At 61.4% G+C, this 4054-nt stretch carries 5 protein-coding genes; 2 read left to right on the top strand and 3 right to left on the bottom strand.

What is annotated here, in order from left to right:
- Positions 1-336: 336 nt before the first annotated feature.
- Positions 337-786, top strand: coding sequence for a hypothetical protein (locus I5S59_RS26235; RefSeq protein WP_197879172.1), 450 nt, complete (start codon positions 337-339; stop codon positions 784-786).
- Positions 787-830: 44 nt separating this feature from the next.
- On the opposite strand, the gene pbpG is transcribed toward I5S59_RS26235, so the two are convergent.
- The 3 genes from pbpG to I5S59_RS26250 form a co-directional block, all read right to left on the bottom strand.
- The gene (gene pbpG, locus I5S59_RS26240; RefSeq protein ID WP_197879173.1) at positions 831-1751 is read right to left on the bottom strand and encodes a D-alanyl-D-alanine endopeptidase; all 921 of its coding nucleotides are present in this window, start codon (positions 1749-1751) and stop codon (positions 831-833) included.
- Between the two features lie 227 nt (positions 1752-1978).
- Complete coding sequence (locus tag I5S59_RS26245) at positions 1979-2161, bottom strand: hypothetical protein (RefSeq protein WP_197879174.1); 183 nt, start codon at positions 2159-2161, stop codon at positions 1979-1981.
- 92 nt (positions 2162-2253) lie between these two features.
- Complete coding sequence (locus I5S59_RS26250) at positions 2254-2622, bottom strand: hypothetical protein (protein WP_197879175.1); 369 nt, start codon at positions 2620-2622, stop codon at positions 2254-2256.
- A 159-nt stretch (positions 2623-2781) separates the two neighbouring features.
- On the opposite strand from I5S59_RS26250, the gene I5S59_RS26255 reads away from it, so the two are divergent.
- Positions 2782-3642 (top strand): shikimate 5-dehydrogenase, encoded by an 861-nt coding sequence (locus tag I5S59_RS26255; RefSeq protein WP_197879176.1) that lies wholly within the window; start codon positions 2782-2784, stop codon positions 3640-3642.
- The last annotated feature ends 412 nt before the right edge of the window (positions 3643-4054 follow it).

The raw sequence follows: 4054 nt of genomic DNA on the forward strand, positions 1-4054 counted from the left end.
GACATCTCAAGCTGACGAGCGGCTTCGGTCCTGCCAACCGTCTCAGCCAATGCAACAGCTTGGGCTTTGAACTCATCGGTATAGCTACGGCGGTTAGGTGGGTACATGGCAACCTCCAAGTTAGCGAATTAAGTATCGCTTCTTGGCGTCCGTTGTCACGGGACAGAACCATGCCTACTTTTTCCAAGAAAAAAGTAGGCCGCCGTAAGGGCGGAAGGGACCGGCAGCCTCGCCGCAGGGAATGGATAAGCTCACCACCACCACCGCCACAGCACTCAAGTTTCTCGGCTAACGGCCGATACCCAAGTCAACCCAAACACCATCAGGATGATAAGCATGATTGGCATCAATGCCGTATCGATCAGCGAGAGCCCTTTGACCAGCGCAGCCGTTGGCGTCGGCAGTGTCGGTACCGGTCCCCAGGCGTCGGCTACCAAGGCCGAAGCGGGCACGCTCAAAGTCGACCTGTCCGGCGCAACCCAGAGTGGCGCTGCCGACAAGGGCAGCAAAGCCGAAGCCAGCGAAAGCAGCGAACCGGCGCACATCAAACAGCTGCGCGAGATGATCAAGCAACTGCAAAAGCAGTTGGCTGAAGCGCAAAAGCAGCTGCAACAGGTGATGGCCAGCAACATGGAAGAGACCGCCAAAGCCTCGGCGGTTGCCGGTGCTCAGGCTGCAGTGAGCACCATCTCCGGCTCCATCCAGTCGGCCACCGCGCAACTGCTCAAGGCCTTGCTGGACAGTGGCGGCAGCACCTCCGGCACCATGGTCAGTACCACCGCCTGAGAACAACAGCGGGCCTGGCGCGCAAGGCGCACAGGCCCGCGGGGTCAGTCCGCCGGACGGTTTTGGCTGCGGTCTGACTTGTAGCGCATGGCCACAGCCGGGGCCGGTTTGGTGCTGCCGGTTTCCAGCCACTGGCGCATGCGGCTGGCGTCGGCAAAGTGGGTGTACTTGCCAAAGGCGTCAAGAATCACCATCGCCACCGGACGGTTGTCCATCTTGGTCAACAGCACCAGGCAGTGGCCGGCATCGTTGGTGAAGCCGGTCTTGGTCAGGTTAATGTCCCAGTTGCTCTTGTTGACCAGGTGATCGGTGTTGCGAAAGCCCAGGGTGTAGTTGGGCTTGCTGAACGCCACGGTCTTCTCGCGGGTGGTGCTCAACTGGCTCAGCATCGGGTAGTTGCGTGCTGCCAGCAGCAGCTTGCCCAGGTCGCGAGCGGTCGACACGTTGCTAGGCGACAGCCCGGTCGGTTCGACATAGCGGGTGTTGGTCATGCCCAGGGCCCTGGCCTTGGCATTCATGGCCTTGATAAACGCGTTGTAGCCGCCGGGATAGTTGTGAGCCAGGGTCGACGCCGCGCGGTTCTCCGATGACATCAGGGTAATCAGCAGCGTCTCCCGACGGCTAAGCTGGCTGCCCAGGCGCACGCGCGAATAAACCCCTTTCATCTCCTTGTTCTGGGCGATGGTCATGGTCAGCATCTCGTCCATGTTCTGCTTGGCATCAAGCACCACCATACCGGTCATCAGCTTGGTCACCGAGGCGATAGGTACCACCCGGTCGGCGTTGTTGGCGTACAGCACCTTGTTGGTCTGCAGATCGATCAGCAGGGCGGCGCCGGAAGCCAGGTGCAACTTGGAAGGATCGCGTTGTTCCTGGGCAGGGGGTTGCGCAGCGGCGACCGGAGTGACAGTCGCAGTACCCGTGAGCAACAGCAGCAGGCTTAGGATGGATAGGGAGGTTTTCACGTCGAGGCTCACTAATAGTTGGTATGTTGTTGGCTGTGCAAGGGTTTTCCCCCAAAAAACCGCTGCATTCTGGAGTATGGCTCAGTTGCTGTCGATTGCCTGTGCAGCGATAGGGTGCAGATGAAAAAAACTTAATCCAAGTCCCGTTCGTCCGCCCATAAAAAGCCCCGCCATAGGGCGGGGCAAGGGGGTGTGCGGAGCAACGCACGATAAAAAGGTCTGGCGCTTCAGGCGTGCCAGCGAGTGCTCTCGAGCTGGTTGGCCAGGGCCTGGGCAGCAGGCAACGAGGTCATTGGTTCGGAGATTGCCTCGCCATCGCGAACCAGGTACCAGCACGCCAGCAGGCCCAACTTCCTGAGCGGGGCGGGGACGGCGCTGCCGATGACAGACATGATACTGATACGGGTCATGGGGATTCTCCTGCGAAACATGACCCTACCTTACGTGGCGTGAGCAGCCGGTTGAAATCAACCGGCTTGATAATGCTCATCATCGACATCGCTTACCAGCGTGGCGGCCCGTAGTAGACAGGGGGTGGACCGTAGTAGCGCTCCTGGTAATAGGGTGGCGGCGGGTAGCGCTCGATCACCACCGGATACGGCCGGGGCTGGTAAAACACCGGCGGTGGCGTCTGGTAGTACACCGGTGGCGGGCCGTAGTAGACCGGTTGGGGCTCGACATACACCGTGCGGTCACGTGCACCGTAGAGGGCTGAGCCGACAACTGCGCCGACTACCGCCGCGCCAACTACCGCGCTGGGTCCGTACCAGCCGTGGCCGCCGTAGCCACCATGGCCGCCACCGGCGGCTGCCTGCCCGCTGGCGGCCAGCGCGCCGACCAGCAGGGCGATTGTTGCAACATGACGGTTCATAGTGACGCCTCACAGTGCGACCCTGACGCCAGGGATACTCTATGAGACAGCGGGAACCGGGCGTTGCACAGGGGGTCTGAGTAAAGGTTTTGTAAGCGCCGATCAGCGGTAGGTGTGGTCGCTGTGCATAATGTCCAATTGATTCCAAAGGAGCGGCAAATGGCCCATGTTCCCGGTAAAGATACCGTGCTGTGCATCTCGTTGGCGGGGCGTCCCGGCACCTTTGGCGTGCGCTTTCACAATCACCTGTATGAGCAGTTGGGCCTCGATTACTACTACAAGGCGATGACCACCCAGGACCTGCCTGCGGCGGTGGCCGGTATCCGGGCTTTGGGCATTCGCGGCTGTGGTGTGTCGATGCCCTACAAAGAGGCCTGCATGGCCCTGGTCGACGAAATCGACCCTTCGGCGGCGGCCATCGAATCGATCAACACCCTGGTCAACGATGGCGGGCGGCTCAAGGCCTACAACACCGATTACCTGGCCGTGCGCCAGTTGCTTGAGCAGCATAACGTCGACCCGGACACCGCCTTTGCCTTGCGTGGCAGTGGCGGCATGGCCAAGGCCGTGGCCAGCGCCCTGCGCGATGCCGGGTTCAAACACGGCATCATCGTTGCCCGTAACGAACAGGCCGGGCGGCAACTGGCGGACAGTTGTGGTTATCGCTGGCAGCGAGAGCTGGGTGATCTGTGCCCGCCGATGCTGGTCAATGTCACGCCGATCGGCATGGCCGGAGGTGTCGAGGCTGACCAACTGGCGTTCAGCCGTGACGCGATTGCTGCGGCGCAACGGGTCTTCGATGTAGTGGCGATGCCGGCGCGCACGCCGTTGATCATTGAAGCCGAACGTCAGGGCAAGGCGGTGATTACCGGGCTGGAGGTAATTGCCTTGCAGGCGCTGGAGCAGTTTGTGCTGTACACCGGCGTGCGACCAACGGCGGAACAGGTGGCGCAGGCCATAGCCTACGCACAGACCCCTGCGATACCTGTAGGAGCGGGGCTTGCCCGCGAAGAACGCTGACGCAGTAAGGCAGGCACATCACGGGGCCCATTTCGCCGGCAAGCCTGGCTCCTACAGCAAACAAGCTCAGACCACCTGCAGGAGCGAGGCTTGCCCGCGAAGAACGCTGACGCGGTAAGGCAGGCACACCGCAGAGCCCGTTTCGCCGGCAAGCCTGGCTCCTACAGCAAACACTTCCCGGCCACTTGTAGGAGCGAGGCTTGCCCGCGAAGAACGCTGACGCGGTAAGGCTGACACACTGCAGAGCCCATTCCGTCGGCAAGCCTGGCTCCTACAGCAAACAAGCTCCGGCCACCTGTAGGAGCGAGGCTTGCCCGCGAAGAACGCTGACGCGGTAAGGCTGACACACCGCAGAGCCCGTTTCGCCGGCAAGCCTGGCTCCTACAGCAAACAAGCTCAGACCACCTGTAGG

Source organism: Pseudomonas alkylphenolica, assembly GCF_016009175.1.
GTDB classification, from domain to species: Bacteria; Pseudomonadota; Gammaproteobacteria; order Pseudomonadales; family Pseudomonadaceae; genus Aquipseudomonas; species Aquipseudomonas alkylphenolica_B.

Bases quoted from the DNA above. Each gene is read 5' to 3' on its own strand.
- I5S59_RS26235 (WP_197879172.1), top strand. From the start codon at position 337: ATGATTGGCATCAATGCCGTATCGATCAGCGAGAGCCCTTTGACCAGC.
- I5S59_RS26245 (WP_197879174.1), bottom strand. From the start codon at position 2,161: ATGACCCGTATCAGTATCATGTCTGTCATCGGCAGCGCCGTCCCCGCC.
- I5S59_RS26250 (WP_197879175.1), bottom strand. From the start codon at position 2,622: ATGAACCGTCATGTTGCAACAATCGCCCTGCTGGTCGGCGCGCTGGCC.
- I5S59_RS26255 (WP_197879176.1), top strand. From the start codon at position 2,782: ATGGCCCATGTTCCCGGTAAAGATACCGTGCTGTGCATCTCGTTGGCG.